The following is a 4,659-nucleotide window of genomic DNA, read 5'->3' as shown; positions in this document are numbered from 1 at the left end:
AAAATTGGTAAAGGAGATTGCTTATACAACTCGGGTAAATCGATCTCTTTTCCCGGAGCGAGGGGTTGTTCCACATGCCTCACTCCCTGACTCGCCAGCCAGTTACACATCTCTACCCCTTCCTCCAAACTCCAACCCCCATTGGCATCTACACTCAACTCGGCTTGTGGTGCCTCATCTCGAATGGCCAGCAGCATCTGTTGATCAGCAGCAATCCCGTCAGGTGAACCTAATTTAATTTTCAGTACATGACCACCAGTCATGGGAATCCAGTCCTGCACCCGTTGCCTGGCCTTTTCTGGGTCACTAATGCCTACCGTAGCGGAAATTGGCACAATTCGGCGGCGGTTCAATCCCCACAGCCGCCAGAGGGGCAATCCCACCCGCTTCCCTAACCAGTCGTGTATTGCCAAATCAATAGACGCCCAAGCTGCTGATGGCACCTGTACTTCCTCCAACACCCGTTCAATTTGTTGGTGTTCCCAAGGACTAAATGCCTCCAGCATCGGGATAACCACCTCTAGGGCTTCCAGCAGAATCTCAGTAGTTTGCTTATGGGGGGTGGGGGGCAGGAAACCCTCTGTGCTTGGATCCGACGAGCTACTGCTGAGCCTAGTTCCCTTTCCTAGGGAAAATGGAGACCCTTCGCCCCACGCTTCAATACCCTCCTGTTCTATCCTGACCCAAACATTGGTGGTTTCAGACGTGGTGCCACGACTGATGGTTAAAGGGAACCGCTTATGTACCGTGAAGGTTTCAACGCCAATACGCATTGTTTATTTAGTAATGGTTATTTAGTTTAAGGTTGAACGCGCACGCGTGGCCAAAGGCCAAGGTGGTTTGGTTAAACGCGCACGGGTGGCCAAAGGCCAAGGTTAGTTGCTTAAAGGTTCAAGGTTAGTTGGTTGAAGGTTCAAGGTTATACTCTACTAGGACGATGGTGAGGAATAGGTTTGCCCAATCATGTGCCACCTATAAGGTGTAACTTCTAACCTACAACCTACAACCTATAACCCAACCTGTAACCTACAACCTGTAACCTGTAACCTGTAACCTGTAACCTGTAACCTGTAACCTTCACTCTTAATACTTTAACTTATAGTTTGGTGATTATTTATTAAATTAATGACTTCAATAAAGCCATGGAAAACCCTTAAATCAAAGTTGGTTTTTGACAATAAATGGTGTCGAGTTAGGCAAGATGAAGTAGAATTGCCAAGTGGTGAAATTGTTGATGACTACTTCATCAATGTTAGACCGGATATTGTGCTGATACTGGCAATTACTTGCGATCGCAATGTTGTCTTTGTCCGTCAATATCGCCATGGAGTGGGAAAAATTTTATTGGAACTCCCTGGAGGTGGTTTTAACTCAATGGAAGAAGATAGTCTGGAGGCAGCTGCTAGGGAATTAGAAGAAGAGACTGGTTATGTTTCCGAGCATATGGTTTCCTTAGCAACCTTATATGATAATCCGGTAAAAGATACCAATACAATTCATTTAATTATGGCGGAGAACGCTCAGCCATCGGGTATCCAAAATCTAGATATTACGGAAGAGGTGGAAATTGTTTTAGTACCTATAGACGAGGTTATGAAAAAAATTGAACAAGGAGAAATTTGTGTTTCTGGAACAATTGCTGCTTTGTTTTTAGGCTTAAAATTTTTGTCCTAAATATGTAACCATTAAGCTGTCAGCTGTCAGCTGATAGCTTAATCCTTACTTGGGTGCAGCGCTATGGAATAACTAATCACCCAAATCCCTAAGAGTCTTGAGAGTCTTGTTCCATCGGCTTTCCTAAATCGAAAATAATTATAAATTGAGCATCGGGCATCAGTCGTTTCAGAGCCTGCAAGTGACCCTCTGCATCCGATCGGTTGCGGAACCGAGCCACAATCACTCGTTGCATCTTTGGTAATAGACGGACTATCACCCACGGATGAAGGCGTTCAGAATAGGACATAATTGATCTATCTCCTTAGATGGGGACCAAGAGCCAGCCGGAGACCCGCGAAAATCTGTGGGCTGGCTCTTCCCGTGGACGTTTAACGACCACATTTTTATAGTAACACAAAATAATCTTTAATTATAACATATTTTAAAAATTTTTGTAACAAATTTGTTAGGTAGTCGTGAGTCGGGAGCGGTGCGCTTTCCGTTGGCGAATTTAATTCGCCAACGGAAAGCGCACCGAGGGAATCGGCAATCGATGACTTTACAACCGAGATATAGCGATTATTATCCTAATGAGGTACACATAATTTTGTGCTGTTCCCTGTTCCCTGTTCCCTGTTCCCTCTTACCTGCTCCCTGCTCCCTGCTCCCTAAAAACCAGAAATTTGTACCTCACAAGTCGTAGAATTGCTATATATATGATAGATAATAACTGAAAGCTGTTCGCGTAGCGTGCGCGTAGCGCTTAAGCTGATAACTTAACCTATATAAACTTAAGGTGGCAACTTGTAATGGCAACTAAACTGATTGAATTAGAAGATGGCACGTTGGTAGAAGTAGAAGTACCAGGGAATCAAGTCGAACCTATCGCTGGTGGTTTTGCTGATAAAGTTAGTGCTACTTTCGATAAAATTCGACCGCTGTTGGTGAAGACATGCAAGCCCATTGCTCAGACTTGTAAAGAGCTGAATAAGGAGATGGATATTGAGAAGGCTGAGGTAGAATTGGGGTTTAGTTTTGAAGGAGAAGGTAATTTATATATTACTAAGTCAACGGCAAATGCTAACCTGAAAGTGAAACTGCTACTTAAACCAAAAGACTAATTGTAAGCAATTCGTATAGGAATTGTGATAATTTTTGATACCCTACTCCCTACTCCCTACTCCCTACTCCCTACTCCCTACTCCCTATTCCCTGTTCCCTATTCCCTGTTCCCTTTGCTAAAGAATGACCCCAAAAGAACTACAGCAGTCGGTGGTTTTAATTACCAGTCGTGACCCTAAAATCACTGGTTTTGGCACTGGTTTTGTGATTCGCCAAGTTAGTGGCACCGCTTTCTTGTTGACTTGTGCTCATGTGGTGAAAGAGGTTGGTGGGCCAGAGAATGTCAAAGCTGATGGCATACCTGGCACGGTGATTGCTTCTGGGGAAGATCATGGATTGGATTTGGCAGTGTTGAGAGTAGATGGACTTTGGAATAAGCCAGAATTACACCGACAAGAAGGATTTGGTGAGAAGGGTAACTCTTTCCTAACTGCTGGCTTTCAATTATTTGCTAAGGACCATTTAATCCGACCACTGCACGGTACCCTAGGGGAGCAAGTGGAATGGTCGAAACAACCAGGGGAAAGAATTCAAAGTTGGGATTTGCACATTGTTGATGACTATGGGCTACAGCGTGGTTATAGTGGTTCGCCGGTGGTGGATGAAGCTAGTGGTGAGCTTTTGGGAGTAGTTAGCCATCGACAAGGGGATGGTAAAACTGGTTTAGCCATATCCATTGGTGCTCTTGATAGAATTTGGCGGGTTTTAGATGGTGATCAGCTTTATAAGGTATTAGTAAAGCTTGGTTACGAGGACCAGGAACGCTTATTTTTTAGGTTAATCCGAACACAGTCTGTCGCGGCTTTTTTAATTCATGGCGATCCAGACTACGGACAACGTTGGTTATTGAATCGCTTAGTAGAAAAACATCTTCCTAATACTATTACTGGCAAAGTTATCAAAGTTAATTTAGCGAGAAAAGCTCGCAGAACTGATATCAAAACCCTTTGGCGTGAACTGGGTAATCAGGTTGGTTTGTGGAGAAAGGGAGCGTCAGTTACTGCTATTACTGAACGAGTTTATCGCTACTGGCAAACCCAGAATGTGCTACTGGTCTTCCATGATGTAAATGTGATGCCAGAAGCCTATTTAGATCAACTGATCCGTGAATTCTGGACACCTTTGGCAACTAACGCTCGCCAGGTTAACCCTAGTGCCAGTCGCTTCAAATTATTGATGTTTTTAGTAGACTACGAAGGCACTGTGGGGAATTTGGATGCTATATTTTCTGATAAAATAGACCGTACTCAACCCCACCTGCCAGTCAAATCTCCCAAGATTAATCAATTTCATGAAGAAGAGTTGATTGACTGGATGATGCGAGAATCTGAGGAATTACCGATCGAATTTACCCATGAGGTCGATGAAACTGTTAAAGTCGTTCTAGAAAACAGTGATAATGGCATTCCCGAGTATGTACTGGCAGAAATATGCGATCGCTGTGGCGTTGATTGGTTTAATGACGTAAAGCAACGGTGGAGACTCTGAACAACCCAAAACCTGAATATACAGGTAATCCAGCACTACAACCGCAGCCTGGAGAACGAGACAGCAAGGGACAATTGTTGTATCCTTATCTACCTAGTCCAGAATTAATTGAAGCAGTCAATTTAGCGATCTACCTGGAACGCCCTTTGTTACTGAAAGGGGAACCGGGATGTGGGAAAACCCGCTTGGCTCATGCTGTGGCTTATGAACTAAACTTGCCTGTGAGAGTCTGGGCTGTCAAATCGACTACTCGGGCAAAGGATGGTCTTTACATCTATGATACTGTGGCTCGTTTGCGGGATGCTCAGTTAGCGGCAACCGGCATGATTAAACCAAAGGATATCCCCCGTATTAGTAATCCCGAGACCTATGTACGTTGGGGCCCGTTAGGCA

At 44.3% G+C, this 4,659-nt stretch carries 8 protein-coding genes; 6 read left to right on the top strand and 2 right to left on the bottom strand.

Annotation, left to right across the window (positions count from 1 at the left end):
* Positions 1-773 (bottom strand): enolase C-terminal domain-like protein (locus F6K52_RS32620; protein WP_293088676.1); only part of this gene is annotated, 773 nt, incomplete at its 3' end.
* A gap of 352 nt (positions 774-1,125) precedes the next feature.
* Between F6K52_RS32620 and F6K52_RS32615 the strand changes: the two genes are divergently transcribed.
* A complete protein-coding gene (locus F6K52_RS32615) occupies positions 1,126-1,674 on the top strand; it encodes an NUDIX hydrolase (protein ID WP_293088673.1) in 549 nt (182 codons plus the stop codon).
* A gap of 88 nt (positions 1,675-1,762) precedes the next feature.
* Here F6K52_RS32615 and F6K52_RS32610 read toward each other — a convergent pair whose 3' ends face one another.
* On the bottom strand, positions 1,763-1,963 hold the full coding sequence (locus tag F6K52_RS32610) for a hypothetical protein (protein WP_293088671.1): 201 nt from the start codon (positions 1,961-1,963) through the stop codon (positions 1,763-1,765).
* A 156-nt stretch (positions 1,964-2,119) separates the two neighbouring features.
* Between F6K52_RS32610 and F6K52_RS32605 the strand changes: the two genes are divergently transcribed.
* The 5 genes from F6K52_RS32605 to F6K52_RS32585 form a co-directional block, all read left to right on the top strand.
* Entirely contained in the window at positions 2,120-2,359 is a 240-nt protein-coding gene (locus F6K52_RS32605; RefSeq protein WP_293088669.1) for a hypothetical protein, read from the top strand.
* A 106-nt stretch (positions 2,360-2,465) separates the two neighbouring features.
* The gene (locus F6K52_RS32600) at positions 2,466-2,777 is read left to right on the top strand and encodes a CU044_2847 family protein (RefSeq protein WP_293088667.1); all 312 of its coding nucleotides are present in this window, start codon (positions 2,466-2,468) and stop codon (positions 2,775-2,777) included.
* Between the two features lie 24 nt (positions 2,778-2,801).
* Complete coding sequence (locus tag F6K52_RS32595; RefSeq protein WP_293088665.1) at positions 2,802-2,951, top strand: hypothetical protein; 150 nt, start codon at positions 2,802-2,804, stop codon at positions 2,949-2,951.
* Positions 2,902-4,266 (top strand): trypsin-like peptidase domain-containing protein, encoded by a 1,365-nt coding sequence (locus F6K52_RS32590; protein ID WP_293088663.1) that lies wholly within the window; start codon positions 2,902-2,904, stop codon positions 4,264-4,266. The genes F6K52_RS32595 and F6K52_RS32590 overlap by 50 nt, the downstream gene beginning before the upstream one ends.
* On the top strand, positions 4,254-4,659 hold a 406-nt coding region (locus F6K52_RS32585), incomplete at its 3' end, for a MoxR family ATPase (protein ID WP_293088661.1). The genes F6K52_RS32590 and F6K52_RS32585, both read left to right, overlap by 13 nt.

This window comes from Moorena sp. SIO3H5 (assembly GCF_010692395.1).
In the GTDB taxonomy this organism is placed as follows: domain Bacteria; phylum Cyanobacteriota; class Cyanobacteriia; order Cyanobacteriales; family Coleofasciculaceae; genus Moorena.
Note: the sequence above shows the minus strand (reverse complement) of the source record. Positions and strands in the feature narration are given on the sequence as shown.